At 73.1% G+C, this 25,944-nt stretch carries 23 protein-coding genes and 1 tRNA gene; 12 read left to right on the top strand and 12 right to left on the bottom strand.

Going from position 1 to position 25,944, the window contains the following annotated elements; all coding sequences use genetic code 11:
• From ACBI99_RS37620 to ACBI99_RS37635, 4 genes are all read left to right on the top strand, one after another.
• A partial coding sequence (locus tag ACBI99_RS37620; RefSeq protein WP_375074656.1) for a VWA domain-containing protein occupies positions 1 to 999 on the top strand: 999 nt, incomplete at its 5' end.
• Positions 996 to 1,841: a S1C family serine protease gene (locus ACBI99_RS37625; RefSeq protein ID WP_219509540.1), complete on the top strand. Its 846-nt coding sequence runs from the start codon at positions 996 to 998 to the stop codon at positions 1,839 to 1,841. The genes ACBI99_RS37620 and ACBI99_RS37625, both read left to right, overlap by 4 nt.
• A gap of 9 nt (positions 1,842 to 1,850) precedes the next feature.
• A complete protein-coding gene (locus ACBI99_RS37630; protein WP_219509541.1) occupies positions 1,851 to 2,513 on the top strand; it encodes a response regulator transcription factor in 663 nt (220 codons plus the stop codon).
• Positions 2,510 to 3,787: a cell wall metabolism sensor histidine kinase WalK gene (locus ACBI99_RS37635; protein ID WP_219509542.1), complete on the top strand. Its 1,278-nt coding sequence runs from the start codon at positions 2,510 to 2,512 to the stop codon at positions 3,785 to 3,787. The genes ACBI99_RS37630 and ACBI99_RS37635 overlap by 4 nt, the downstream gene beginning before the upstream one ends.
• Here the strand turns inward: ACBI99_RS37635 and ACBI99_RS37640 are convergent.
• Complete coding sequence (locus tag ACBI99_RS37640) at positions 3,780 to 4,196, bottom strand: hypothetical protein (RefSeq protein WP_357585070.1); 417 nt, start codon at positions 4,194 to 4,196, stop codon at positions 3,780 to 3,782. The genes ACBI99_RS37635 and ACBI99_RS37640 overlap by 8 nt on opposite strands.
• Before the next feature lie 311 nt (positions 4,197 to 4,507).
• Between ACBI99_RS37640 and ppdK the strand changes: the two genes are divergently transcribed.
• Positions 4,508 to 7,156, top strand: coding sequence for a pyruvate, phosphate dikinase (gene ppdK, locus ACBI99_RS37645; protein ID WP_375074657.1), 2,649 nt, complete (start codon positions 4,508 to 4,510; stop codon positions 7,154 to 7,156).
• 7 nt (positions 7,157 to 7,163) lie between these two features.
• On the opposite strand, the gene ACBI99_RS37650 is transcribed toward ppdK, so the two are convergent.
• Positions 7,164 to 8,669: a M48 family metallopeptidase gene (locus ACBI99_RS37650; RefSeq protein ID WP_357585068.1), complete on the bottom strand. Its 1,506-nt coding sequence runs from the start codon at positions 8,667 to 8,669 to the stop codon at positions 7,164 to 7,166.
• Positions 8,670 to 8,751: 82 nt separating this feature from the next.
• Between ACBI99_RS37650 and ACBI99_RS37655 the strand changes: the two genes are divergently transcribed.
• Entirely contained in the window at positions 8,752 to 9,972 is a 1,221-nt protein-coding gene (locus ACBI99_RS37655) for a deoxyguanosinetriphosphate triphosphohydrolase (protein WP_219509546.1), read from the top strand.
• A gap of 6 nt (positions 9,973 to 9,978) precedes the next feature.
• On the opposite strand, the gene ACBI99_RS37660 is transcribed toward ACBI99_RS37655, so the two are convergent.
• Positions 9,979 to 10,857 (bottom strand): peptidoglycan DD-metalloendopeptidase family protein, encoded by an 879-nt coding sequence (locus ACBI99_RS37660; protein WP_357585066.1) that lies wholly within the window; start codon positions 10,855 to 10,857, stop codon positions 9,979 to 9,981.
• Positions 10,858 to 11,074: 217 nt separating this feature from the next.
• On the opposite strand from ACBI99_RS37660, the gene dnaG reads away from it, so the two are divergent.
• Positions 11,075 to 12,916, top strand: coding sequence for a DNA primase (dnaG, locus tag ACBI99_RS37665; protein ID WP_219509548.1), 1,842 nt, complete (start codon positions 11,075 to 11,077; stop codon positions 12,914 to 12,916).
• A gap of 297 nt (positions 12,917 to 13,213) precedes the next feature.
• A complete protein-coding gene (rpoD, locus tag ACBI99_RS37670) occupies positions 13,214 to 14,317 on the top strand; it encodes an RNA polymerase sigma factor RpoD (protein ID WP_308125969.1) in 1,104 nt (367 codons plus the stop codon).
• Between the two features lie 51 nt (positions 14,318 to 14,368).
• Here the strand turns inward: rpoD and ACBI99_RS37675 are convergent, their stop codons facing one another.
• From ACBI99_RS37675 to ACBI99_RS37710, 8 genes are all read right to left on the bottom strand, one after another.
• Entirely contained in the window at positions 14,369 to 14,683 is a 315-nt protein-coding gene (locus tag ACBI99_RS37675) for a hypothetical protein (protein WP_219509550.1), read from the bottom strand.
• 95 nt (positions 14,684 to 14,778) lie between these two features.
• A complete protein-coding gene (locus tag ACBI99_RS37680; RefSeq protein ID WP_375074658.1) occupies positions 14,779 to 15,594 on the bottom strand; it encodes a transporter substrate-binding domain-containing protein in 816 nt (271 codons plus the stop codon).
• Positions 15,591 to 17,003: a hypothetical protein gene (locus ACBI99_RS37685; protein WP_375074659.1), complete on the bottom strand. Its 1,413-nt coding sequence runs from the start codon at positions 17,001 to 17,003 to the stop codon at positions 15,591 to 15,593. The genes ACBI99_RS37680 and ACBI99_RS37685 overlap by 4 nt, the downstream gene beginning before the upstream one ends.
• On the bottom strand, positions 17,000 to 17,704 hold the full coding sequence (locus ACBI99_RS37690) for an FHA domain-containing protein (RefSeq protein ID WP_357591943.1): 705 nt from the start codon (positions 17,702 to 17,704) through the stop codon (positions 17,000 to 17,002). Before ACBI99_RS37690 ends, ACBI99_RS37685 begins: the two co-directional genes overlap by 4 nt.
• A complete protein-coding gene (locus ACBI99_RS37695; protein ID WP_219518303.1) occupies positions 17,704 to 18,993 on the bottom strand; it encodes a VWA domain-containing protein in 1,290 nt (429 codons plus the stop codon). Before ACBI99_RS37695 ends, ACBI99_RS37690 begins: the two co-directional genes overlap by 1 nt.
• Entirely contained in the window at positions 18,986 to 19,873 is an 888-nt protein-coding gene (locus tag ACBI99_RS37700; protein ID WP_375074660.1) for a PP2C family serine/threonine-protein phosphatase, read from the bottom strand. Before ACBI99_RS37700 ends, ACBI99_RS37695 begins: the two co-directional genes overlap by 8 nt.
• The gene (locus tag ACBI99_RS37705; protein WP_219518301.1) at positions 19,870 to 22,080 is read right to left on the bottom strand and encodes a serine/threonine-protein kinase; all 2,211 of its coding nucleotides are present in this window, start codon (positions 22,078 to 22,080) and stop codon (positions 19,870 to 19,872) included. Before ACBI99_RS37705 ends, ACBI99_RS37700 begins: the two co-directional genes overlap by 4 nt.
• Positions 22,077 to 23,246 (bottom strand): FUSC family protein, encoded by a 1,170-nt coding sequence (locus ACBI99_RS37710; RefSeq protein ID WP_219518300.1) that lies wholly within the window; start codon positions 23,244 to 23,246, stop codon positions 22,077 to 22,079. Before ACBI99_RS37710 ends, ACBI99_RS37705 begins: the two co-directional genes overlap by 4 nt.
• A 184-nt stretch (positions 23,247 to 23,430) precedes the next feature.
• On the opposite strand from ACBI99_RS37710, the gene ACBI99_RS37715 reads away from it, so the two are divergent.
• The 3 genes from ACBI99_RS37715 to ACBI99_RS37725 are packed head-to-tail and all read left to right on the top strand — an operon-like array spanning position 23,431 to position 25,378.
• Positions 23,431 to 23,589 carry a hypothetical protein gene (locus ACBI99_RS37715; protein WP_219518299.1) on the top strand — a complete coding sequence of 53 codons (159 nt, stop codon included), beginning with the start codon at positions 23,431 to 23,433 and terminating at the stop codon, positions 23,587 to 23,589.
• 32 nt (positions 23,590 to 23,621) lie between these two features.
• Complete coding sequence (locus ACBI99_RS37720) at positions 23,622 to 24,908, top strand: hypothetical protein (RefSeq protein WP_364175004.1); 1,287 nt, start codon at positions 23,622 to 23,624, stop codon at positions 24,906 to 24,908.
• The gene (locus tag ACBI99_RS37725) at positions 24,905 to 25,378 is read left to right on the top strand and encodes a hypothetical protein (protein ID WP_219518295.1); all 474 of its coding nucleotides are present in this window, start codon (positions 24,905 to 24,907) and stop codon (positions 25,376 to 25,378) included. The genes ACBI99_RS37720 and ACBI99_RS37725 overlap by 4 nt, the downstream gene beginning before the upstream one ends.
• A gap of 37 nt (positions 25,379 to 25,415) precedes the next feature.
• On the opposite strand, the gene ACBI99_RS37730 is transcribed toward ACBI99_RS37725, so the two are convergent.
• Positions 25,416 to 25,730, bottom strand: coding sequence for a YtxH domain-containing protein (locus tag ACBI99_RS37730; protein WP_219518294.1), 315 nt, complete (start codon positions 25,728 to 25,730; stop codon positions 25,416 to 25,418).
• A gap of 124 nt (positions 25,731 to 25,854) precedes the next feature.
• On the opposite strand from ACBI99_RS37730, the gene ACBI99_RS37735 reads away from it, so the two are divergent.
• Positions 25,855 to 25,926, top strand: a tRNA-Asn gene (locus tag ACBI99_RS37735).
• Positions 25,927 to 25,944: the final 18 nt, after the last annotated feature.

Below are 25,944 nucleotides of genomic sequence, written 5' to 3' on the forward strand. Positions count from 1 at the left end.
CGCCGCGCCCGCCGCGCCCGGTGTCGCCGGAGCGCTGTCACCGGGGGGTGGGGGCCGGTGACGCTGCTCTCGCCGATGTGGCTGCTGCTCCTGGCGCCCGTCGCCCTGCTCGCGGTCGCGTACCTGGTGACGCAGGCGAGGCGCAGCGCGTACGCCGTCCGGTTCACCAACCTGGACCTGCTCGACAAGGTGGCCCCGCGCGGGCCCGGATGGCGGCGGCACGTGCCGGCCGCGCTGCTGCTCGGCGTGTTCGCGCTGCTGGTCGTCGGGTTCGCCAGGCCGACGGCCGAGGTCCGGGTGCCCAGGGAACGCGCGACGATCATGGTGGCGTTCGACGTGTCCGCGTCCATGGAGGCCACCGACGTGTCGCCGGACCGGTTCACCGCCGCCCGGCAGGCGGCCCGGCAGTTCGTGGACGGGCTGCCGGAGCGGTTCAACCTGGGCCTGGTCGCGTTCTCGTCGGACGCGTCCGTGGCGGTCCCGCCCACCACCGACAGGCAGGCGGTGCTGACCGCGCTCGACCGGCTGTCCACGTCCGCCGGCACCGCCATCGGCGAGGCCGTCCTGTCGTCGCTGGAGGCGATCGCCGCCCTCGACAGCCAGGAGGAGGCGCCGCCCGCGCACATCGTGCTGCTGTCGGACGGCTCCAGCACCACCGGCAGGACGGTCGCCGAGGCCGCGCGGGAGGCGGCCGCGCGCGGCGTGCCCGTCACCACCATCGCCTACGGCACCCAGGGCGGCGTCATCGAGCTGCAGGGCCGCCAGGTGCCGGTCCCGGTGGACGGCCCCGCCCTGCGGGAGCTGGCCGAGACCGCCGGGGGCGGCTTCTACGAGGCGGCCAGCGGCGACGAGCTCCAGGCGGTCTACGAGGACATCGGCACGTCGGTCGGCTACCGGACCGAACGGCAGGAGATCTGGCAGTGGTTCGTGGCGGCGGCCCTGGTCCTGGGGCTGCTGGCCGCCGGGGCCTCGATGCTCTGGTTCGCGAGGCTGCCGTGATCGGGCTCGGCCGGCCCAGCGGGCCGGAGTTCGTCACCCCGCCCCTGACCCGCCCGGCCCCGGCGGTCACGCCGGGCGTGCGGGCGATGGCCGGGCCGGCCGCGCCGCCTCGGGGCGGTCGTCTGCTGCTCGCCGCCGTGCTCGTCGCGGCGGTCACCGGCGGCGCGGCCGGTCTGGCCGGCGCGGCGGTGTTCGCCGGGAGCGAGCCGCCCGCCGCGGCCGCGCTGCCCAGGGCCGCCCCGGCCCCGGCGGGCAGCCTGGCCGGGATGAGCGCCACCGCCGCCCGCGTGCTCCCCAGCGTCGTCTCGATCGAGCTGCGGCGCGGCGGCGGCTCCGGGTTCGTGGTGGACGGCCGGGGCCACGTCCTCACCAACGCGCACGTCGTACGCGGTGAGAGCGAGGTGACCGTGGTGCTCGGCGACGGCCGCAGGCTGGCGGCCCGGGTGCTCGGCGCCGACGACGACGAGGACCTGGCCGTGCTGCGCGTCGACGGCGCCGCCGGGCTGCCGCCCGCGACGCTCGGCCGCTCCGCCGCCCTGGCCGTCGGCGAGCAGGTGCTCGCCATCGGCTCGCCGCTCGGCCTGTCCGGCACCGTCACCGCCGGCATCGTCAGCGCCCTGGACCGCGAGGTCAGGCTGGGCGGCTCGGCCCGCACCGCCGTGCAGACGGACGCCTCCATCAACCCCGGCAACTCCGGCGGCCCGCTCGTCAACGCCCGGGGCGAGGTCGTCGGCGTGAACACGGCCATCGCGGCGGACCGGGGCGGCGGCAACATCGGCATCGGCTTCGCCATCCCGATCGACCGCGCCGCGCCCATCGCGGAACGCATCATCCGAAATTAGGGTCCAGGCATGCGATTGCTGGTGGTCGAGGACGAGGAGGACCTGGTCGACGCGCTGCGCGTGGGCCTGGTCCGGGCCGGATACGCCGTGGACGTCGCCTTCGACGCCCCGGCGGCGCAGGAGAAGCTCCAGGTGAACGGCTACGACCTGGTGCTGCTCGACCTCAACCTGCCCGGCGGCGACGGCTTCCAGCTGTGCCGGGCGGCGCGGGCGGCGGGCAACGACGTGCGCATCATCATGGTCACCGCCCGCGACCGGCTGGACGACCGCGTGCGCGGGCTCGACGAGGGCGCCGACGACTACCTGGTCAAGCCGTTCGCCTTCCCCGAACTGCTGGCCAGGGTCCGGGCGCTGCTCCGCAGGGACACCGGCGGCACCTCCGTCCTCGAAGTCGGGCTGCTGCGGATCGACACGGCGAGGATGGAGGTGTCGCTGGGCGGCCGGGCGCTGGCGCTCACCCCCAAGGAGTACGGGGTGCTGCACTACCTGATGACGCGGCCCGGCCACGTCGTCTCCAGCGAGGAACTGCTCGAACACGTCTGGGACGAGCACGCCGACCCGTTCACCAACACCGTGCGGGTGACCGTCGGCAACCTGCGCCGCAAGCTCCAGGCGGACGGGCTCATCGAGACGGTGATCAGCCGGGGATACCGGCTCAAGGAGCCCACATGATCCACACCATCCGGTTCCGGCTCACCGTGCTCTACTCCGGGCTGCTGTTCCTGCTGGCGGCGCTGGTGCTCGGCGGCATCTACCTCGCCGTCTCGCGCACGACCGAGCAGCGGGGGTACGCGACCGAGGTCGCCAAGGCGTTCCGCAACGGCGAGTACATCGGCAAGCGGGAAGTGGTCCTCATGGAGGAGGTGGAGAACGCGATCAACGTGCGGACGATGGACACGCTGCGCGACTACTCCCTCTACACGCTCGGCGCGCTGTTCCTGGCCAGTCTCGGCATCGGCTGGATGCTGTCGGGGCGGGTGCTGCGGCCGGTCCGGTCCATCACCCGGACGACCGAGGAGATCCAGGCGACCGACCTGACCCGGCGGATCACGCTCGGCGGCCCGAACGACGAGCTGAAGGACCTCGCCGACACCATCGACACCATGCTCGACCGGCTGGAGGAGGCGTTCCGGGCGCAGCGGCAGCTCATCGACGACGCCTCCCACGAGCTGCGCAGCCCGTTGACGATCATCCGGGCGAACGTGGACGCCGTCCTGCTGTCGCCGGAGGCCAGCGACGAGGAGCGGGCCCGCGCGGTCGCCGTCGTGGACCGGGCGACGACCCGGATGACGCGGCTGGTGGAGGACCTGCTGGCCAGCGCCAGGCGGCAGGGCACCGCCTTCGCCGACACGGACCTGGACCTGGCGCGGGTGGCGGGGGAGGCGTGCGAGGAGTACGCGGCGCTGGCCTCGGCCCGCTCGCTCACCATCACCCGCGAGCTGACGCCGGGGCTGGAGATGACCGGCGACCAGGACGCGCTGCGGCGCGCGGTGGCCAACCTGCTGTCCAACGCGGTGCGGCTCTCCCCGCCGGGCGGCCGGGTCCGCGTCGCCGCCGGCCGCTGGGGCGCCCCGTGGACGGCCGCCGAAACCCTTTCCACCTCCGCCGGGCCCCCGTCGGCACGGGGGCGGGAGGCCGGCCACGGGAGGGAGCGGCGGGGCTCCGGGGCGGACGGCGGGTGGCTGTGGGTGGCGGTGCGCGACGACGGGCCCGGGCTGGAGGCGGCCGACCAGGCCCGGGTGTTCGACCGGTTCTGGCGCGGCGAGGCGAGCCGCAGGGACCGCCACACCGGCCTGGGCCTGGCGATCGTCCGGCAGATCGTGGAGTCGCACGGCGGCAGGGTGGCGGTGTTCTCGCAGGTGGGCCGGGGGTCGACGTTCGTCCTGTGGCTGCCGGCGCGGGACGGCGCGCCGGGCCCGGCGCCGGAGGCGGACCCGCTCATTTGAGCACCCGCCCGACCAGCTCGCCCTTGCGCGGCACGGCGATGCAGTAGGCGGTGCGGTGGCGCGGCCACTCGTGCTCCAGCGGGAGTACGGCGGTGGCCTCCACGAGGTGCCGCTTGTCCGGGAGGACCCGCATCTTGTCGGCGCACCAGGCCCTGGACTTGCGCATCGCCTCGGTCTCGCCGGGCCACGGGCCTTCGGGGAGCACGTACATGGAGGAGAACTCGGCGGCGTGCGGCAGCCCGCACGGCACGAGCGTCGCCGTCAGGTCGCCGTAGATCTCGGCGATGCAGTCGCCGGGACGCAGCACGGTCATGTGGAAGAGCTCCCCGGACTGGGGGGTCGTGGCTGCGCAGGCGACCGCTCCCGCCAGGCAGACGGCGGCCGTCAGTCGGCGTGTCGTGGAAAGCACGGGGCCGAGGATCCCAGCCGCCGGTCACCGTGGGATCGCGGGGACGGGGCTGAACAGTCACGCTGCTCCAGTCAGGCCGGGTTGTAAAGGGCGTGGTTCCGCGCCCCCCAATCCGCTCGGGTACGCGGAAACCTCTTCGGAATTGGTTTGAACCATTGGTATAAACCAATTGTCGAAGCTTGCTGAATATTGAGTGGATTAGACCTCTGTTTCGGTGTTGACCAGGCAAAACAGTGGTTTATCCTAAGGGTGCAGTTTCATCATCTATTTCGCCGGTAGAGTCCCGGACAGAAGCGTTGATTGGAGCTGTGGTGGCCAAGTACGTTTACGACTTCACCGAGGGCAACAGGAATCTCAAAGATCTCCTCGGCGGCAAGGGAGCCAACCTCGCCGAGATGACCAACCTGGGGCTGCCCGTCCCTCCGGGGTTCACGATCACCTCGGAGGCGTGCCGCCACTACCTCGCCGAGGGCGCCCTGCCCGACGGCCTGGAGGACGAGGTCGCCGCGCACCTGAGCGCGCTGGAGGCCGGCATGGGCCGCAAGCTCGGCCAGGCCGACGACCCGCTGCTGGTGAGCGTCCGCTCCGGGGCCAAGTTCTCGATGCCCGGCATGATGGAGACGGTGCTCAACATCGGGCTCAACGACGAGTCCGTGCACGGCCTGGCCAAGCAGTCGGGCGGCAACGAGCGCTTCGCCTGGGACTCCTACCGGCGGCTCATCCAGATGTTCGGCAAGACCGTGCTCGGCATCGACGGCGAGCTGTTCGAGGACGCGCTCGACGCGCTCAAGGGCGACCGCCAGGACACCGACCTGAACGCGGGCGAGCTCCAGGGCCTGGTGGAGACGTACAAGGGCATCGTGCGCGAGCGGACCGGCCGCGACTTCCCGGCCGACCCGCGCGAGCAGATGCGGCTGGCCGTCATGGCCGTCTTCGACTCCTGGAACGCGCCGCGCGCCATCCTCTACCGCCGCCAGGAGCGCATCCCGGCCGACCTCGGCACCGCCGTCAACATCGTGGCGATGGTGTTCGGCAACTGCGGCGACGACTCCGGCACGGGCGTCGCGTTCACCCGCGACCCGGGCACCGGCAGACAGGGCATCTACGGCGACTACCTGCAGAACGCCCAGGGCGAGGACGTGGTCGCCGGCATCCGCAACACGATCCCGCTCCAGGACCTCGAACGCCTCGACAAGCGCTCGTACGACGAGCTGCTGGCGATCATGGAGAAGCTGGAGAACCACTACCGGGACCTGTGCGACATCGAGTTCACGATCGAGCGCGGCAAGCTGTGGATGCTGCAGACGCGGGTCGGCAAGCGCACCGCCGCCGCCGCGTTCTGCATCGCCACCCAGCTCGTCGACCAGGGCCTCATCACGATGGACGAGGCCGTCACCCGCGTCACCGGCGACCAGCTCGCCCAGCTCATGTTCCCGCGCTTCGACGGCGGCGCCGAGAAGAAGAAGATCGCCAAAGGCATGAACGCCTCGCCGGGCGCGGCCGTCGGCCAGGCCGTCTTCTCCTCCGAACGCGCCGTCGAGCTGGCCGCCCGGGGCGAGGACGTCATCCTGGTCCGCCGCGAGACCAACCCCGACGACCTGTCCGGCATGATCGCCGCCCGCGGCGTCCTGACCAGCCGCGGCGGCAAGACCTCCCACGCCGCCGTGGTGGCCCGCGGCATGGGCAAGACCTGCGTGTGCGGCGCGGAGGAGCTGGAGGTGTCCGTGGACGAGCGCCGCTTCACCGCCCCCGGCGGCGTCGTGGTGTCCGAGGGCGACGTGATCTCCATCGACGGCACCAGCGGCGAGGTCTACCTGGGCGAGGTGCCCGTCGTCGACTCGGCCGTGGTGGAGTACTTCGAGGGCTCGGCGGGCAGCGGGGACCAGTCCGACGACGACCTCGTCCGCGCCGTCGACCGGATCATGCGGCACGCCGACTCCGTGCGCCGCCTCGGCGTGCGGGCCAACGCCGACACCCCGGACGACTCGGCCCGCGCCCGCCGCTTCGGCGCCGAGGGCGTCGGGCTGTGCCGCACCGAGCACATGTTCCTGGGCGAGCGCAGGCAGCTCGTGGAGGACCTGGTGCTCGCCTCCGGCGACGAGGAGCGCAAGGCCGCGCTCGACGCGCTGGAGCCGCTCCAGAAGGCCGACTTCGCGGAGATCTTCCGGGCGATGGACGGCCTGCCGGTGACGATCCGGCTCATCGACCCGCCGCTGCACGAGTTCCTGCCCGACATGGTGGCGCTGTCGGTCAAGGACGCCACGGGCCAGGCCACGGACAAGGACCGCGCCCTGCTGGCCGCCGTCAAGAGGCTGCACGAGCAGAACCCGATGCTCGGGCTGCGCGGCGTACGGCTCGGCCTGGTCATCCCCGGGCTGTTCGCCATGCAGGTCCGGGCGATCGCCCAGGCGGCCCGCGAGGTGCCGGGGGCCAGGCCGGAGATCATGATCCCGCTGGTCGCCGCCGTACAGGAGCTGGAGGCCGTCCGTGAGGAGGCCGCCGCGATCCTCGCGGAGGCGGGCGTGGAGGCCCTGATCGGCACCATGGTCGAGACCCCGAGGGCCGCGCTCACCGCCGGGCAGGTGGCCGAGGCCGCCGAGTTCTTCTCCTTCGGCACCAACGACCTCACCCAGATGACCTGGGGGTTCTCCCGCGACGACGTGGAGGCCGCGTTCTTCTCCCGCTACCTGGAGCTGGGCATCTTCGGCGTGTCGCCGTTCGAGACGCTCGACCGCGACGGCGTCGGCAGGCTGGTGGCGCTGGCGGTGCAGGAGGGGCGGGCGGCCCGGCCCGGGCTCAAGGTCGGCATCTGCGGCGAGCACGGGGGAGACCCGGACTCGGTGCACTTCTGCCACGACACCGGGCTCGACTACGTCTCCTGCTCGCCGTTCCGCATCCCGGTGGCCCGCCTGGAGGCGGGCCGCGCGGCGCTGAGAGGCAGCGACTCCGACTCGCGCTAGCGGGCCCTCATACCGCCGCCACGGGCGCCGGCTGCTCGGCGCCCGGCGGCACGTAGTCGTGGGGCACGCCCTGGTCGCCCAGCCAGGCGCGCAGCCCGGCGACGGCGGCCGGGCTGGCGGCGACCTGGGCCGCGTACTCGGCCAGCGCCGCCTCCTCGCCGTCGTCGTAGAGGAGCCGGGCGGGGCCCGCCCACGACAGCGACCAGCGGGCCTGGCCGTGCTGGATGAGCACCGCCTCCAGGGCCAGCCGCAGCACGGTGGCCAGCACCGGCCCCTCGGACTCCCAGCCGGAGGCGCGCAGCCGCTCCTCCAGCTCGGCCTGGCGGCCCCGCGCGATCGCCTCGAACGCCGCGTCCAGGTAGGGCCGGTTCGCCCCCATGACCTGCCCGCCGGCCGTCGCCAGGTCGTGCAGCGCGCCCGCGTTGCGGACCGCGTACATGCCCTCGGCGACGAGCTCGTCCCACGACGCCGGCCGCAGCTCCGCCAGCGCCTTCGGCGTCCACATCGACTCCTCGACGGCGTGCGCGGCCACGTTGGCGTCGCGCAGCAGCGTCAGCGCCGAACGCGGGTCCGGCACGTGCTCGGGCTCCGGCAGCAGCTCGATCGCCGCCAGCCGCTCGGCCAGGCTCGGATGGGAGTCGTACGGGGACGTCTCCTGAGGCCGCTCGCCCAGCCGCGTCAGCTCGGCCTGCCTGGCCGGATCGTTCAGCAGCGAGTAGAAGCCGCCGAACACCGCCGCGGGCCGGCACCCGCCCGCCCCCGTCAGCGCCAGGTAGCCCTCGGTGTAGAGGTCCCACGCGATCGCCGTGTGGTGGATCTTGCGCAGCGCCTGCGCCATCGCCTGCCGGCCGCCGATCGCGACCGCGTGCTGGTCGGCCTCCAGCTCCTGCCGGCGCGAGACCGCCTGGGAGATGCGCAGGTAGAGCTTGGCGTAGGCGGCGAACACCTTCTGGATGATCGGATGGCGGCCCAGGTGCCCCACGGTCGCGATGAGCGAGACGCGCCCCCGGTAGACCGGCGCGCCCAGCCGGGTGTGGGAGCCGCTGTAGTGGCCCAGCTCGTGCCCGAGCACCGCGCGCATCTCGTCGACCGTCAGCGTCTGCAGCAGCGGCAGCCCGACGTACATGCGCCGCCGCGTCGCCACCAGGCCGAGGAAGCGGGTGTCCTCCGCCACGGCCGCGTTCACCTCCGGCACCAGGCGGATCTCGTCGGGCGGCGCGGTGCGCACCCGCCGCGCCAGGTCCTCGACCGTCTGCCACAGCACCGGCTCGTGCTCGCGCGACACCGCCACGCCCGGCTCCTCACCGCCCGGCCGCCGGCTCACCATGACCAGCGCCTGCACGAGCGCGGCGGCGGCGAGCGTCAGCACGATCGCCGCGCGCAGCCCGTTGGCGTGGAAGTCGACGACGAGCAGCACGTCGAACACCAGCGCCGCCGTCACGACCGAGCCCACCAGCACGTAGAAGCCGGCGAGCAGGGTGAAGGCCAGCACGGCCCGGAACGCAGTCGTCATGAGGGGAGGGCTCCCGGGGAAGGGGGTTCTCGCGAGGCTTGACACTAGCGGAGTCCGGAATCTGGATAAAATCACTGCACTTATGGCCGCCTACGACACGCACGATCAGGCCCGATGGGTCCCGGAGCCGCCCGGCAACCCCGAGCGCAGCCCGTTCGAGCGCGACCGCGCCCGCATCCTGCACAGCTCCGCGCTCCGCAGGCTGGCCGCCAAGACCCAGGTCGTCGGGCCGGGCGAGACGCTCGGCGTCGGCCAGCACGTCCCGCGCACCCGGCTGACCCACTCGCTGGAGTGCGGCCAGGTCGGCAGGGAGATGGGCGCCACCCTCGGCGTCGACCCCGACCTGGTCGAGACCGCCTGCCTCGCGCACGACCTGGGCCACCCGCCGTTCGGCCACAACGGCGAGGTCGCGCTCAACGCCCTGGCCGAGGGCTGCGGCGGGTTCGAGGGCAACGCGCAGAGCCTGCGCCTGCTCACCCGCCTGGAGCCCAAGGTGATCGCCGCCGACGGCACCAGCGCCGGGCTCAACCTGACCAGGGCCGCCCTCGACGCCTCCGTCAAATACCCCTGGACCCGCGACCGGTCGGCCAAGTTCGGCGTCTACGACGACGACCTGCCCGTCTTCCGCTGGATCAGGGAAGGCGCCCCCGAGGGCCGCGTCAGCTTCGAGGCCCAGATCATGGACTGGGCCGACGACGTCGCCTACTCGGTGCACGACCTGGAGGACGCGCTGCACTCCGGCCACGTCACCCCCGAGGCGCTCCGCTCGCCCGCCGAGCGCAGGCAGGTGTGCGAGATCACCCGCACCTGGTACGCGCCCGGCGCCGACCTCGGCGAGCTGGAGGAGGTCTTCGCCGCCCTGGTGGCCGAGCCGCTGTGGCCGCGCCGGTTCGCGGCCACGTTCGCCGACCTGGCCGGGCTCAAGGCCCTCACCAGCGGCCTCATCGGCCGCTTCTGCCGCGCCGCGCAGAGCGCCACCATCGGCGCGTACGGGCCCCGCCACCGGGCCGACCTGCTCGTCCCGGAGACCACCCGGCTGGAGTGCGCCCTGCTCAAGGGCATCACCGCCCACTACGTGATGACCACCGACGACCACCACGCCACCCAGGCCAGGCAGCGCGACCTGATCACCGAGCTGGCCTCGCTGATCACGCTCGGCGCCCCCGGCACGCTGGAGCCCGCCTTCCGGCCCGCCTTCCTGGCGGCGCCCGACGACAAGGCCCGCGTCAGGGTCGTCATCGACCAGATCGCCTCGCTCACCGACACCTCCGCCGTCGGCTGGCACCGGCGGCTCAGCCGCTGACCCGCGTCACTGCATGGTGGCCGGGTTGCCCGTCGGGTTGAGCGTGAACGGGTCGTCGTCCGGCTTGGGCGACTTCGTGGTCTTCGGCGCCTTCTTCGACGTACACAGGACCGTGCAGCGCGGCGACTCGCCCAGCCTGGCGCGCATCGCCAGCGTCTCCTGCCGGGGCGACAGCGTGCGGTTGCCCGACAGCCAGGCGTCCAGGTAGTCCCACGGCTCGACCATGCCCCGGCGCACCCACCACAGCGACGGCCCGGTCTTCCAGGAGATCGCGAAGTAGAGGTTCGGCCCGGTGGTGCGGGCGTTGCCCGAGTTGCCCACCGTGCCCAGCACCTGGCCGCCGGAGACGCGGACGCCCGGCCTGATCCCGTCGGCGACGCTGTCGAGATGGCCGCCCAGGTAGCGGACGCCGTCGTCGCCGATGATCGTGACGAAGCGGCCCTCCCGGTGCGCGCCCGCGTCGGTGGACGGCAGCCAGCGGTTGCGCGTGTTGACCTCGTCCACGACGCCGCCGACCGGCGCCACGAACGCGCACCCCTCGGCCGCCCAGATCGTCGTCTTGGGCAGCACCAGGAGCCTGCGCTGGTAGCTCACCCGGCAGCCCCTGACCGGGAACGTGTAGGTGTACTTCGACAGCTTGGGCGGCGGCACCCGTACCGGGTCGTCGCCCTCGGGGGCGCGCACCGACGCCTGCCGCTCGGGCGTCGGCGGCGGGATCGTCGCGGTCACGGCCGCCGAGCCGCCCGTGCCCGGCGAGCTCGGCGCGCCGGACGTGCCGGGCGAGGCCGGCGTCCGCGCGCTGACCCCGGCGACGCCGGTCGCCGGGCTGCACGCGGCGACCGCGAGCAGGGCAGCCGTCGCCGCCACCCACCGTGTGCTCCGCATGATCTCCACCCGCGTCACCGTATCCGACCCCAGCCTTTACCTTTGTAGCCGACGGGGGGCGTTCCCATAACAGCTTTTCCGCTATCGGATGCTGTCTGCCCTCGGAGGGAAGAGTGTGACGGATGCCGTCCCCTCATCCGGAGGTTCATCCGGAGGTGCCCGCTGTGGGGTCGCCCGTCGGTGAGAGTCTGTCGGGGGAGCCGAATAGACTCACCGCGTGGCTGGCCGGATCCGTGATGTCGACATCGCGCTCGTACGCGAGCGTTCCCCCATCGCCGACGTGATCGGCGAGCACATCCAGTTGCGCAACGCCGGCGGGGGCAATCTCAAGGGCCTGTGCCCCTTCCACGACGAGAAGAGCCCGTCGTTCAACGTCACCCCCGAGCGCGGGATGTTCTTCTGCTTCGGCTGCTCCGAGGGCGGCGACGTGATCACGTTCGTCGAGAAGATCGAGCACCTGTCGTTCGGCGAGGCCGTCGAGCGGCTGGCGCAGCGCGCCGGCATCCAGCTGCAGTACGAGCAGGGCGGCTACGTGCCGCGCCGCGACCACGGGGAGCGGGCGCGGCTGATCGAGGCGCACAAGGTCGCCGCCGAGTTCTACGCCGACAAACTGTTCGGCCCCGACGCGGCCGCCGGGCGGCGGTTCCTGTCCGAGCGGGGCTTCGAGCGGGCCGACGCCGAGCTGTTCGGCGTGGGCTACGCGCCCAACGAGTGGGAGGCGCTGGCCCGCCACCTGATGGCGCGCGGCTTCAGCGCCGACGAGATCGTCAAGGGCGGCCTGGCCAAGCAGGGCAGGCGCGGCCCGATCGACCGGTTCCGGGGGCGGCTGATCTGGCCGATCCGCGACGCCACCGGCGACGTGATCGGGTTCGGCGCGCGCAAGCTGATCGACGCCGACGACGGCCCCAAATACCTCAACACCCCCGATTCGCCGCTCTACAAGAAGAGCCAGGTGCTCTACGGCCTCGACCTGGCCAAGCGCGAGATCTCCAAGCGCGCCCAGGCGGTCATCGTCGAGGGCTACACCGACGTGATGGCCTGCCATCTGGCCGGGGTGCCGACGGCGGTGGCGACCTGCGGCACCTCGTTCGGCGAGGAGCACATCAAGATCCTGCGCCGGTTCCTGCTCGACCAGGCCGAGTTCCGCGGCGAGGTGGTGTTCACCTTCGACGGCGACGCGGCGGGCCAGAAGGCGGCGCTGCGCGCGTTCGCCGACGACCAGAAGTTCGTCACCCAGACGTACGTGGCGGTCCAGGCTGACGGGCTCGACCCGTGCGACCTGCGGATCAAGCAGGGCGACGCGGCGGTGCGCGACCTGATCGCCGGGCGCGAGCCGCTGTTCCAGTTCGCCATCCGCAGCACGATCTCCCGCTACGACCTGCGCAGCAACGAGGGCAAGATCGCGGCGCTCGACGCGGCGGCGCCCATCGTGGCCGGGATCAAGGACGCCGGGCTGCGCAAGCGCTACGCGATCGACCTCGACCGGTGGCTGGGCTTCATGGACGAGCGGTTCGTCATCCAGCGCATCGCCGACGCCGCCCAGACGCAGCAGGGCCGCCCCCAGCGCGCCCCCAGGCCCGCGCCCGTCGACCCGCACGTGCGGGTGGAGGCCGAGCTGCTCAAGCTGGCGGTGCAGCGGCCCGCGCTGCTGGGGCCGCGTTTCGACGCGCTCGACCAGCAGGCGTTCACCGCTCCCGACCACCTGGCGCTGCACCAGGTCATCGTGGCGGCGGGCGGGCTGGCCGCGGCCGGGCCCGGCGGGCGCGCGTGGGTCGACCGGCTGGTGGAGCACGCCCACGCCGAGGGCGCCCGCGCGCTGGTCACCCGGTTCGCGGTGGAGGCGATCCAGGCCGACTCCCACGCCGAGGAGCGCTACGCCGCCGCCATGCTGGCCGCCATCGAGGCCACCGCGGTAGACCGCGCCATCGCCCAGGTGAAGTCGCGCATCCAGCGGCTCAATCCGGTCGACGAGCAGCAGGAGTACAACCGGCTGTTCGGCGAGCTGGTCGCCTTGGAGCAGCAGCGCCGCGTCCTGCGTGATCGCGCCGCCGGAAGTTGAAAGATCCTTTTACCACGGTAAATCCGGGTGGTTGAGTGGGAATCGCCCGGAGGTGTCCGGGCAGGCAGACCACGGTGCCCGGCCTGGGGGGACACCGGGCACGCAATCCGTAACGCGTAATTGACTTTACTTTCCTGATCAAACTCCGGCTAAACATTGAAGGGATCTCAATTCCGTAAGGGTGACGGCCTTACCTTCAGTGCCAAAAATGGGTCTGCCATTTTATGGAACCAATACTGCAGACTGTCTCCCGTGGGTGCATCGGTGCTGTCAAGTGGACCGCCATCCGTAGACCAGGTGGCGGACCTCGTCGCGAAGGGAAGGGAGCGCGGAAGCGTAACCGTCGATGACGTCGCAGCCGCGCTCGACCGATCCGAGCTCCCGTCCGACGCGCTGGAACGCGTCGTGCGGATGCTCGCCGAGAACGGTGTGGAGGTCCTCGAGCCCCAGGGCGACGAGGAGACCCCCCGCGCCGATGAGGAAGACGTAGGCAAGCGCGCGCCGACCAGCGATCTGGTCCGCATCTACCTGCGGGAGATCGGCCGCGTGCCCCTGCTGACGGCCGAAGAGGAGGTGGAGCTCGCCAAGTCGATCGAAGCCGGCCTGTTCGCCGAGGACAAGCTCGGCAACGGGGTCTCGCGTCTGGCCTTCCCGGAATTCAGGGAGCTCGTCTGGCAGGGCACCCGGGCCAAGCAGCGCCTCATCGAGGCGAACCTGCGGCTCGTGGTGTCGATAGCGAAAAGGTATGTCGGGCGCGGCATGCTCTTCCTGGACCTCATCCAGGAGGGCAATCTCGGCCTGATCCGCGCCGTGGAGAAGTTCGACTACACCAAGGGCTACAAGTTCTCCACCTACGCCACCTGGTGGATTCGCCAGGCGATCACCCGGGCGATCGCCGACCAGGCGCGGACCATCCGCATTCCCGTGCACATGGTGGAGACCATCAACAAGCTCGTCAGGGTGCAGCGCCAGCTCCATCAGGACCTCGGCCGCGAGCCGGCGCCCGAGGAGATCGCCGCGGAGATGGACCTGCCGGTCGACCGGGTCGTGGAGATCCAGCGGATCGCCCAGGAGCCGGTGTCGCTGCAGTCTCCCATCGGTGAGGAGGACTCCGACCTCGGCGACTTCATCGAGGACTCCGACGCGGTGGTGCCGATGGAGGCCGCGGCCTTCATCATGCTGCAGGACCAGCTCGACGACATCCTGGCGACGCTGTCCGACCGCGAGCAGCGCATCATCCAGCTCCGCTTCGGCCTGGCCGACGGGCATCCCCGCACGCTGGAGGAGGTGGGCAGGGAGTTCGGCGTCACGCGGGAGCGCATCCGGCAGATCGAGTCGAAGACCCTCGCCAAGCTCCGCCACCCGACCAGGGCGCAGATGCTGCGCGACTACCTCGACTGACAGGTGAGGCCGCTCGGGCCGGCGTCCCGCGGGGCGCCGGCCCGAGGCATGTCAGCAGCTGTTGGCGCCGTCGAAGGTCCGGATGCCGCGCGGCACCTGGGACGAGATCGTCTGACCGGGGTCGACGGTGTAGCAGGAGCCGTCGGTGCCACGCGCCCAGACGATCTTCAGGCGCAGCCGCCTGTCGCAGTCGTTGCGCGCGTAGCCGGTCTTGGTGACGCGGCCGGTGGTCTCCCAGACGGCCACGCACTCGGGCGCGTTGCCCGCGGGCGCGGCCAGGGCCGGCGCGGCCGCGAGGACGGCCGGGGCCAGGGAGCCGCAGACGAGCGCGGCGGCGGTGAGGGAGGTTCGGGTGAACAGGTGCATGAAGCGGTGTTCCTTTCCGGGGACGACTCTCCGCTACAGATTGCCCACTCATGGTGACCGATCTCGCGGAGACGCCCGGCTGGAGCACCAACGTTCTACGAGCATCCCTCGAACTGCGGCACGGCGACCCGGTCGACGACCAGCCCGGTGCCCCCGAACCACTTCTCCAGCAGCCGCGCGGCGGTCCCGTCCTGGTACATGTCGATGATCGCCCGGTTGACCTCCTCACAGCCGGCCACGTCGCCCTTGCGCAGCCCGACCCCGGTGCGCTGCTCGTTGAACTGGGTGCCGACCAGGCGCAGCCCGCCGCCGCTCTGCTTGGCCAGGCCCGCGAGGATGACGTCGTTGGTGGTGATGGCGTCGACCTGGCGGCCCTTCAGCGCCGTCATGCAGGCCGCGTAGTCCTTGAACGGCAGCACCCGCGCCGCCACCTTGCGCTCCTCCACCACGCGCCGCGCCGCGTTGGAGCCCGTCACCTCGCAGATGCGCCGGCCCCGGAGGTCGCGCACGTTGCGGATGCCGTTCTCGTCCGGCCGCACCAGGATGTCCTGGTAGGAGATGTGGTACGGGCCCGCGAACAGCACGGTGTCCTTGCGGTCCTGGCTGATCGTGAACGTGGCCACGACCAGGTCGGCCTTGCCGTCGACCAGCACGTCGTCCCGGTCGTCGGCCAGCACGCCGATGAGCTCGGCCTCCTTGCCGAGCTTCCCGGCGATGTAGCGGGCCACCTCGACGTCGAACCCCTCGAACGAGCCGTCGGCCTTGCGGAAGCCCACCAGCGGCAGGTCGGGGCGCACGCCGATGACCAGCCGGTCCTTGTCCAGGACGCTCTCCGCGCCGTCACCGGCCAGGCCGCACGAGGCGGCGAGCATCGCGATCACGGCCAGGACCGCGGGCAGCAGCCGCTTCATCGGTACTCCTTCAGACGTGGCCACACCCCGGCGACGAGCAGCACGCCGATGCCGCCGATCGCGAACGGGAGCAGCCGCCACAGGTTGTCCAGCGCGGACTGGCCCGCGCCGACCGCCCGCTCAAAGACCGCCTGGTGCCGGGCCGCGAGCGTCACCAGCTCCTTGTCGTAGGCGTCGAACGCGTCGCGCACCGAGCCGAGGCGGGAGGCGACGGCCGCGCCGGGCCGGTCCCCGCTCGCCATCGCGCGCAGGGTCGCGTCCGTCCGCTGGAACCTGGCCCAGGCGTCGAGCGCGGCCCGGCCCCGGTCGCCGCCGAGCTGGCGGCCCAGCATGCCCCGGTAGTCCTCGTCGCGCCCGGCGACGGCCGCGTGGTAGCCGCCCAGGTTGCCCGCTTCGAGATAGAGCAGCCGCTGCGCCTTGTCCAGGTAGGTGTGCTCGTAGGTGTCGGCCCGCTCCTCGTCGAGCAGGAACCGGCTCTGGTCGCCCTGCATGCTGTTGCCGATCGCGCGGGCCTTGGCGAGCGTGACGATCGAGTCGAAGCCCTCCTCCTTGGCCGTGCGCAGGTGGTCGGCGTCCTGCTGGAGCGCCGACGCCCCGGCCACCGTCGCCGCCAGCGTCACCACGGTGGCGGCCAGCAGCGCCGGGCCGAGGATCCGGCGGAACCGCCGCGCCAGGAAGACCTGCAGCCACGCCAGGCAGCCGATGGCCAGCAGCCCGGCCGCCACCACCGCCACCCGCAGGAGCGGCAGCGTCACCGCCGTCTCGTCGTAGGTGCGCCGCACGATCGTGCCGCTCTCCAGCGTCAGGTTGTACGCCTGCGGGAGCAGCACCTGGCGCATCAGGTCCGTGGCCTCCCGGTAGACGGCCACCACCCCGGACGGCGGCGGGCCGGCGGCGTGCCCGGACTGCTCGTCGAGCAGCAGCGCCCGCGCGGCCAGCCGCTCGTAGCGGGCCAGCCCGTCGAGCACCGACTCGATCGTGCGCCGTTCGGCCGGGTCGTCCCCGGCCAGCTCGAACGCCTTCAGCAGCGCCTGGTTCGCCATCGTGCGCTGCTGCTCGTACCGCTTGATGGCGGCCTGGCGGCGGGCGTCGTCGCCGCTGCCCATCACGAGCACGTCGGCGATCTGCGCGTCCATGTCGCTCAGCCCGAAGTAGAGCCCGGCGGTGGTGACGACCTGGGGACCGGCGTCGCGGCCGATCACCCGCAGGCCCTCGCCGGCGGTCGCGCCGCCCGCCGCGATCGCGCCGAACAGCAGCGCCAGCGCCGCGGCCGCGACGCCGGTCAGGAGCCGGATCCGGCCGGGCACGCCGCGCCGCGCGGGCGCGGGCGCGGCCTGCCGGGCGGGCGCGGCGGGCGCGACCGGCGGCGGCGCGGGCGGGGCGGGGGGCGCGGTGGGCGTCATCGTCAAGGCGTGCCCTCCCTGATCGTGATGACCGTCCACGCGCCGAGGTGGATGCGGTCGCCCAGGCCCACGGGTACGGGCACGTTCACGGTGACGGGCTTGCCGTTGACGTAGGTGCCGTTGGCGGAGCCGGGATCGACGAGCGTCCAGGAGCCGTCCGGCTGGGCGAGCAGCACCGCGTGCAGGTGCGACACGCCCGGGTCGGACGGCGGGCCGGTCAGGTCGATCTCCGGCCGGATGCCGCGGGCCTTGCTCTCGCGGCCGATGCGCACCTGCTCGCCGGCCATCCGGAAGGACCGTTCCGGGCAGTACGGCGGGAACGCGATGGAGCCGGCGTCCGGGCCGCCCTGGGCGATCACCTGCTCGTAGTAGGCCCGGTCGGCCGCCGTGACGGCCTCCCAGCGGGTCCCGCCGCCGGTCACCGGCCCGCGCGCGGGCGCGGCGCCGCCGGCGAAGGAGTGGCCGCACAGCTCGCAGAACTGCCCGGCGCGCGGCGTCTGGCAGACCGGGCAGGGCTCGGCGGGCACGGCCCCGCCGGCGCCACCGGAAGAAGCGGCCGGAGAAGCGGACGGGGGAGCGGACGGGGAGGCAGGCTCGGACGGGCGCCGGCCGGCGGCGGGGGTGGTGCCCGCGGCCTGGATCTGCAGGCCGCAGGTGTCGCAGTAGTCGTCGCTGTCCGACTGGTGGCCCTGCGGGCAGGTCACCATCAGCTGCCCTCCTCGCTCTTGCGCAGCCTGCTGGTGCGGACCGACACGGTGTCGAGCTCGATCTCGTCCGCCTTGTCCACGTTCCGGCGCAGCCTGGCCGTACCGCTGCCGGGGTCGACCTCGACCAGCCTGTTGAGCAGGCGGGCGGTGTCCTCGCGGCCGGACTCGGTGGCGAGCTTCATCGCCCGGCCCAGCCGGGCCGTGGCCCCGTCGACGTCGCCCGCGGCGCGGGCGCTGAGCCCGTCCTGGATGAGGTCGTTGAGCTCCGCCTGGCCGGTGTAGTGGGCGACCCGGTTGTTGATCCGCGTCGACAGCGCCAAGTCGTCGGTCCACTGGGCGAGCACGTTGCCCCGGGCGTACTCCTCCTGGGTGTCGGGGCGCACCAGCTTCACCCAACCGGCCCGGATCTCCTGGCCCGGCTGTCCCGGCGGCACCTCGATGCAGACGTGGTACTCGCGCTCCTCGGCGCCCCACGCCCCGATCGGGTAGTCGCCGGTCAGCGGGTTGACCTCGACCCGCTTGGCCGTCAGGTCGAACAGCTCGGGGACGACCTGCTTGACGAAGACGAGCCGCGCCCCCTGCGGCGCCCACAGGCGCAACGCCAGGTCGGGCACCGTCTTGCTCATCGAGGTCTGGATGATGCGGCGGAAGAAGTCCTCCAGCTCGTGCTGGTTCCTGACGAACTCCACGGTGCCGAGCAGCGCCTCGGCGACCTTGCGCAGCTCGCCGGTCTTCCAGTCGGTGCCGATGCCCAGGCAGTCGCAGGTGAACCTGCCGCTCCACGCCTGCAGCACCGACTCGAACACCGAGTCGCGCTCGTTGTTCTGGCCGTCGGTCATCAGGATGGCGTGCCGCACCGCGTTCGGGTGGGCCGACAGCAGGTTCCCGGCCAGCTTGAGCCATTCGCCGATCGCGGTGCCGCCGCTGGCGCTCAGCTTGCCGATCGCCCGGATCGCCTCCGCCCGGGTGGCCTGATTGGCCTGGACGAGCCGGCCGCCGCCCGGGTACACGACCTTGGCGGTGCCGGTGCCCGAGATCACCGCGAAGTACGCGCCCTCGCGCAACGTCTCCACGGCGGTGGCGGCGGCCTGCCTGGCGTCACGGATCTTGCTGCCGCTCATCGAGCCCGACGTGTCCACGATGATCACTTCGGCGGCCTCGGTGGCCGACACGTCCGCCGGGGCGCCGCCCGACGACGTCACGGTGAGCACCGCGTGCACCTCGCGGCCGTCGGTCGGCAGGTACTTGTTCTGGTCGACATGGAGCGTGAAGGTGGGCTGGTCACCCATGCGTGCCTCCTAGAGGGATCAGGCAGATGGTCACGTTGTCCTGGCCGCCGGAGTCGAGCGCGTGGCGCAGCATCCGGCGGGCCCTGGCCAGCGGGGTCCCGGCGGCGGGGAAGTCGTAGCCGTTCAGGTAGCGCCACAGGCCGTCGCTGCACACGAGCAGCAGGCCGGGGCCGGGCGGGGTGAAGACGCGGGTCCTGGGCGTCACGTCGGGGTAGTCGGCGCCGAGCCAGGCGGTGATCTCGCCGCCGCGGGCGACGTCGTCCTCGGTCAGCATGACGCCGTCGGGCAGCCAGTAGGCGCGCGAGTCGCCCGCCCAGCAGATGCTCACCCGGTCGGGCCTGGCGACCGCCGCCACGTACGTGCAGGCGGGGGCGTCGTCGGGGGAGGTGGCGAGCTTGCCGACCGCCCGGCCGGCCAGCGCGAACGCCTCCTCGTGGGTCAGCCCCCTGGTCAGGGCGTCGGCGGCGGCCTCGCAGGCGGCGGCCGACGCCTCGTCGGCCCGCGGCGAGCTGCCGACGCCGTCGCAGACGACCGCGACCACCGCGGGAGGGCCGCCGTCGTGCGGCTCCGCCGGCACCGGGACGGTCCGCGCCGAGTCCGGTACGGGGACCGGCCCGCCCATGACGGCCAGGGCGAAGGCGTCCTCGTTGCGGGAGCGGCGCAGGCCGCGGTCGGTGATCCCGGCGGCGCCGCCGGGCAGTTCGAGCTCGGCGTGGTCGCGCCCGCTGGGCTGGCGCAGGCCGCAGCGCTCGCAGTAGCCCTCGGCGTCCACGGCCGCCGCGCCGCAGGACGTACAGGCGGGGGAGGTCAGCGGGTGGCCGCAGGTTTCGCAGAACGCGTCGCCGGCGACCACGGGCGCCTCGCAGAGCGGGCAGCTCATACCCACGTCCGGGGGCGCACGGCGTTGGCCAGGTCCACGAGGGCGTGCCGCTCCTGGCGGGAGGCGGCCCCGCCGGCCAGGCCGCGGTAGATCGCCTCCAGCCGCCGCCGGACGTCCCGTTCGGTGAGGGGCGCGCCCGCCAGCCGCAGGGCGGGGTCGGGCGTGCCGGTCCCGAGCCATGTCAGGGCGGCGCGCAGGACCTCGGCCGCCAGGAGGTCGCGGCGGCGTGGATCCAGGCCGGGCAGCCGGTCCAGGCGGGCGGCGGCGCCGGCCAGGGCACGCGCCTCGTCCGGGCCGGACGAGGCGGTCCTGGCGGCGGCGGCGACCAGCGCGAGCTGGGCCGGCACGTGGTGGCTGGAAGTGGCGGGCACCTCGTCGAGCACGTCCACCCGCGCCGTCCTGGCCAGCCCGAACGCGGCACCGACATAGGAGTGGTCGGTCCGCCACACGCTCTCGTACCAGCGGGTCGCCTCCGGGCGGCCGGACAGCTCCAGCGCGTAGGCCAGCCCCAGCCGGGGCGCGATCTCGCCGGGCATCAGCGACACGCACGCGTCGAACATCGCCACCGCCCTCGGCAGGTCGCCGGTGCTGAGCCCCGCCACCGCCCGGTACCAGGTGACGCGCCAGTCGCCGGGCAGGTCGCCGGCCAGCTCGTCCAGCACGGCGAACGCCTGCGGCGAGCCGCTCTCGGCGTGCAGCCTGGCCAGCGTGAGCCGCGTCTCGGGCGTCGGCGCCATCGCCGACACCTGGGCCAGCAGCTCGTCCGGCAGCCGCCCGGCCAGGCCCGCGAGCGCGCCCGCCGCCGGGTCGGCCGGGTCCAGCAGCGGCACCGGCAGCGCCGCCGCGACCTCCTCCGGGTCCAGCGGGTCGAACACCTGCCGGCCGGACTCCGCCGGGCCCGCCCCCACCGCCTGCCGTTCCGGCCCGAACAGCGTGGACGAAGCCGGGTACGGCACGCCCTCCTCGGCGGCGCTGATCTCCCGCAGCACGCCGACGAGCTGCTCCTCCATCTCCTCGGCGCTCTGGAACCGGTCCGCCGGGTCCGGCGCCGTGGCCCGGCGCAGCAGCCTGGTGAACGACTCGTGCCCGCAGTCGTCGGGCAGCGGCATCGCCACGCCGTTCTTGGCCGGGCTGAACCCGGGCACGGCCAGCACCGCCAGCGTCCGGGCCACCGTGTAGAGGTCGGAGGAGACCGACGACGGCTGCGTCCCCAGCTCGGGCGCGTGGTAGCCGACCGTCACCCACGAGGTGCCCGCCGGCGACCCCAGCCGCTGTACGGCGCCGAGGTCGATGAGCTTGAGCCGCTTGCCGACCCGGATCACGTTGGCCGGCTTGAGGTCGCAGTAGACCAGGCCCTGCTCGTGCAGGTAGGCGAACGCGCGCAGGATCTCCCGGCCGTAGATCAGCGTCTCGCGCAGCGGCAGCGGCCCCTGTCGGCGCAGGTCCAGCAGGGACTGGCCGCCGACGTACTCCATGATGATGTAGCCGAGGCCGCCGGAGCGCTGGAAGTTGAAGACGTTGACGATGTTCGGGTGGTCGACCATCGTGAGGAACTTCTTCTCGGCCTCGGCCGACTCCAGCGCCTCGGCGTCGGCGGTGTTGAGCAGGCCCTTGAGCACCACCCACAGGCCGTCCAGGTTCTCGTCGGCGGCCAGGTAGATCCAGCCGAGCCCGCCGTGCGCCAGGCAGCCCAGCACCCGGTACTGCCCCGCCACCAGGTCGCCCTTGGCCAGCTTGGGGGTGAAGGAGAACCGGGTGCCGCAGTTGGGGCAGAAGCCGTCGGCCACGCCCGGCCTGCCGTCGCGCGAGCGGCCGACGGGCTGGCCGCAGTCGGGGTTGGCGCAGAAGCGGTTCTTCTCGGGCACCATCGGGTCGGCCATGACGGCGCTGGCCGGGTCACGGTAGGGCGCCGAGGGCAGGTCGGCGATCCCGGCCACCACGCCCGCCCGCGACCTTCCGCTGCTCGCCGGAGAGGTCACGGCGCCGCTCATCGGGCCGCTCACCGGCCCGCTCATGGGGCTGCTGACGGCTCCCGGCGGGCCGGTCAGGGGCTGGGACAGGGCGGCCGGCGCGGCGGAGCCCGTGGCGGGCGACGCCGGGAACACGACAGGCCCCGCCGCCGTGGCGACCGCCGCCGGGTGACCGCACAGGTCGCAGTACCCGTCGTCGATCGTGCCCGTGCACCCGGGCTGAGCGCAGGACGTCATCGGCCACCTCCGTGGATCGCACGCTTGTACAGCTCGACGGCCTGGGCCGCCTCGGTCAGGTCACAGGGCGCCGTCCACAGCAGCAGCCGCGCCCGTTCGTACAGCCGCAGGGCCTCGGGGTCCTCCACCGTGCCCTGGCGCGCCGCCTTCGCCTGGCTGGCGCCGAGCAGCCCGCGCAGCTCGTCCCGCCGGCCGATCAGCCCGGCCAGCGCCGCCGCCGTGGCCCTGGCCTGCGCGGCGGCCTGCCGGACGCGCTCCTCCAGCCCGGTCAGCCGCTCGGCCCGCTCCACCCAGGCGCCCGCCGCCACGTCCAGCGCGTCCAGCTCGGCCACCAGCTCCGGCACCCGGGTGCGCGGCTGCGCCTGCGGGGGCAGCGCGATCTTCACCACGACCCGGCCGTGCGCCAGCCGGGCCTCGCTCTCGGCGGCGCGTACGTCGTCCAGGGCGGCCACGAGGTTCTCCCGGCGCGTCGCGTACTCGTCCTTGACGGCCACCGCCCGCTCCAGGCCGGCGCGGGTCTCGGCCAGGCGGCGGAGGAGGGGGTCCAGCTCCCGCTTGACCGGCCCGGCGTCCAGCGGGTCCGCCAGCACGGCGGCGCGCAGCCGGGCCAGGCCGGACTCGGCGGAGGTCAGGTCGGCGGGTTCGCCCAGGCGGCCGTGCAGCTCGCGCACGTCGCGCAGCGTGCGGTCGGCCTCGTCCAGGCGGGGCAGCAGCGCGGTCCACGCCGCGTCGATCTCGGTCAGCGCGTCCGTGGCGGTCCGGAAGGCGGCGTCCATCCGCAGCACGGTCTCGTCCAGCGTCAGCCGCTCGTCCGCCTGGGGTAACAGCGAGCGCTGCTCGACGGGCCTGGCCGGAGCCTTCAGCACCACCGACGGCCCCGACAGCAGCTCCGTCAGCCGTTCGAGCTGGTCGCCGCCCAGCCGGGAGCGCTCGCCCCGGACCTGCTCGGCGGTCCGCAGCACGGCCCGGTAGGCGTCGTTCAGCGACCACAGCGTGCCCAGCGCGTCCAGCGCCGCCGACCAGCGCGCCTGCGTGGCGCCGCGTAAGGAGGCTCCCTTGAGGAGCTGGTAGGTGGTGTGCGACTCCAGGTCGAGCAGGTCACCCGAGATGCGGTCGCGTTCGGCGGCCCGGGTTCGCAGCGCGTGCTCGGCGCCTTCCCTGCTCATCGGTGGTCCCAGGCTCATCACGCTCCCGTGGCAGCAGGTCCCCGCCGTCTACCGGCACAACGGGGGGTCTGACCGGTTGGTTCCAGAAGTATTGGTTCCAGAAGTAAGGGTGGTCCCTGACTTGTCCCTGATTGAACCCCCTGACGCCTGCAATTCGCTTAAATGATCTCGTACCGTCATGGACATGGGACGAATTCTTCTGGTCATTCTGGCGGTCATCGCCGCACTCTTCCTCGTCGGCCCCCTGCTCGGCTTCGCGTTCGGGGTGCTCAAGTGGGTTCTCATCATCGGCGGTGTGGCCGTCGCCGTGATGCTCGCCTCGAAGTGGTTCAGCCGGGCGTAGCTTCGGCGGGCCTTCCGGCGCATAGTGGGTTGATGGAGGCGCGGCCGGCGGTCGACGACGCCGCCCTCGGGCGCGAGGCACTGTCCGTGCTCGAGGCGAACTGGACGGGCAGCGCCACCGTGCCCGCGCCCGGCCTCTACCCGCACCAATGGAGCTGGGACTCCGCGTTCGTGGTGATCGGCCTGGCCCGCCACCACCCCGAACGGGCCCGCGCCGAGCTCCTCAGCCTGTTACAGGGCCAGTGGTCGACGGGCATGCTGCCGCACATCGTCTTCCACACGCCCGAGGCGTACTTCCCCGGCCCGGCGGTGTGGCGCTCCCACGACCACGAGGCCGCGCCCCGCGTGCTCACCTCCGGGCTCACCGCGCCGCCGCTGCACGGGCTCGCCCTGCAGTGGCTCTACCGGCACACCGGCGACGCCGCGCTCGTCCGGCTGGCCTTCCCGGCGCTCGCCGCCCAGCACGCCTACCTCGCCGAGGCGCGCGACCTGGGCGGCGCCGGCCTGGCCGCGATCGTCCACCCGTGGGAGTCGGGCATGGACGACAGCCCGGCCTGGGACGAGCCGCTGGCCGCGCTCCCCGAGATCCGCTACGGCTACCGCAACCTCGACCTGGACGAGCGGCACCCCGACAGCGACCACGACCGCTACGTGTGGCTGGCGCTGCGCTACCGCGACAGCGGCTACCGGCCCGAATACCTGCGCGACGAGCACCCGTTCGCCATCGAGGACCCGATGTTCAACGGGATCTGGCTCGCCTCCTGCCACGCCATGACCGAGCTCGCGCGGGTGGCCGGCGCCGATCCCGCCCCGCACGCCGAACGCGCCGACCGCATCAGGCACGCGCTCCTCGACCGCCTGTGGGACGGCTGCTTCTACGCCCGCGACCTGCGGGCCGACAGGCTGATCCGGGTCTGCACCGTCGGCGCGTTCGGGCCGCTGCTCGACCCCGGCCTGCCCGGCGAACAGCTCCGCGCCTGCGTCGAGATCCTCGAATCGGCCCGCTTCATGGGCGCCACCGGCTACCCGGTGCCGAGCTGCGAGATCCGCGCCGCCCAGTTCGACCGCACCCGCTACTGGCGGGGGCCGTCCTGGGTGAACACCAACTGGCTGCTGCGCCACGCCGCCGGCGTGCACGCGCTCGACGCGCTCGGCCGCCAGCTCACCAACGGCACCCTGCGCCTGGTCCGCCAGGCGGGCTTCCGCGAGTGCTTCGACCCGTTCGACGGCAGCGGGCGCGGCTGCCGCGACTTCTCCTGGAGCGCGGCGCTCACCCTCGACCTGCTGGCCGACGCCCTGGCCGATACCTTGGAAGGATGAAAGTCTTCCGCCGCCTGCCCGCCGACGCCCGCCGGTCCCTGGAGACCGAGCCGGGGGAGCGGGTGCTCACGTTCGCGCCGTCCGGCGACGGCTACCTGGTGGCCACCACGCTGGCGCTCCACCTGCCCGGCGGGGGACGGATCCCGTACGAGGACGTCGACCGGGCCTCATGGGACGAGAACGGCCTCAACCTGATCACCACCGGCGGCGAGCGCCACCGGGTGAGCACCACCGAGCCCGGGCTGCTGCCCGAGACCGTGCGCGAGCGCGTCAACGCCACCATCGTGGTCAACAAACACGTCGACCTGCCCGGCCGCGGCGGCGTCCGGCTCGTGGCCAGACGCAGGCCGGGCGGGGAGGTGACGGGCTGGACGCTCGTGTTCGACGACGGCCTGGACCCCGACGACCCCGGGCTGCGCGCCCAGGCGGAGCAGGCCCTCGAAGGACTGCGGCGCAGCATGGGCGTGTGACCCCGGACGATCCGGCCGCCACACGCCCACGCGGCGGCTAGTAGGGCATGCCGGTCTGTCCGGCTCCGGTCTTCGTCTGGTCGACCGTCTCGTCCGGCCAGCCGGTGCCCCGATCGCCGTCATGGTCATGCTTGTGCATGAACGGCATCTGGCGGTTGCTGATCTTCTCCTTGGCCATCCCGCCGACCTTCGACATCTGCGCGTTGAACACCCCCGCGGCCTCCTGCACCCGGGGGCTGTCGGCCACACGCTGGGCCGTGCGCTTGATCTGCTCGTAACGCTCGCGCCCCGCCCGGCTGCCCAGCACGTAGCCCAGCGCCAGACCGGCGACGAATGACATTCGATATCGCATGTTTCGCACCTCCGCTCCCACCGCCCTACCCCGATGACGATGCGACACGCACTCCCGGAGTGCGCTAATCTATTCCTGCGCACGACGGAGGGGCCAAGCCCCACCGGCAGGCGCACAAGCGCGATCCCGCGTAGCTCAACGGCAGAGCAGCCGGCTGTTAACCGGCAGGTTATAGGTTCGAGTCCTATCGCGGGAGCTTCTTCTGAGGCTTCAG

It is taken from the genome of Nonomuraea sp. ATR24, from assembly GCF_041950485.1.
In the GTDB taxonomy this organism is placed as follows: domain Bacteria; phylum Actinomycetota; class Actinomycetes; order Streptosporangiales; family Streptosporangiaceae; genus Nonomuraea; species Nonomuraea ceibae.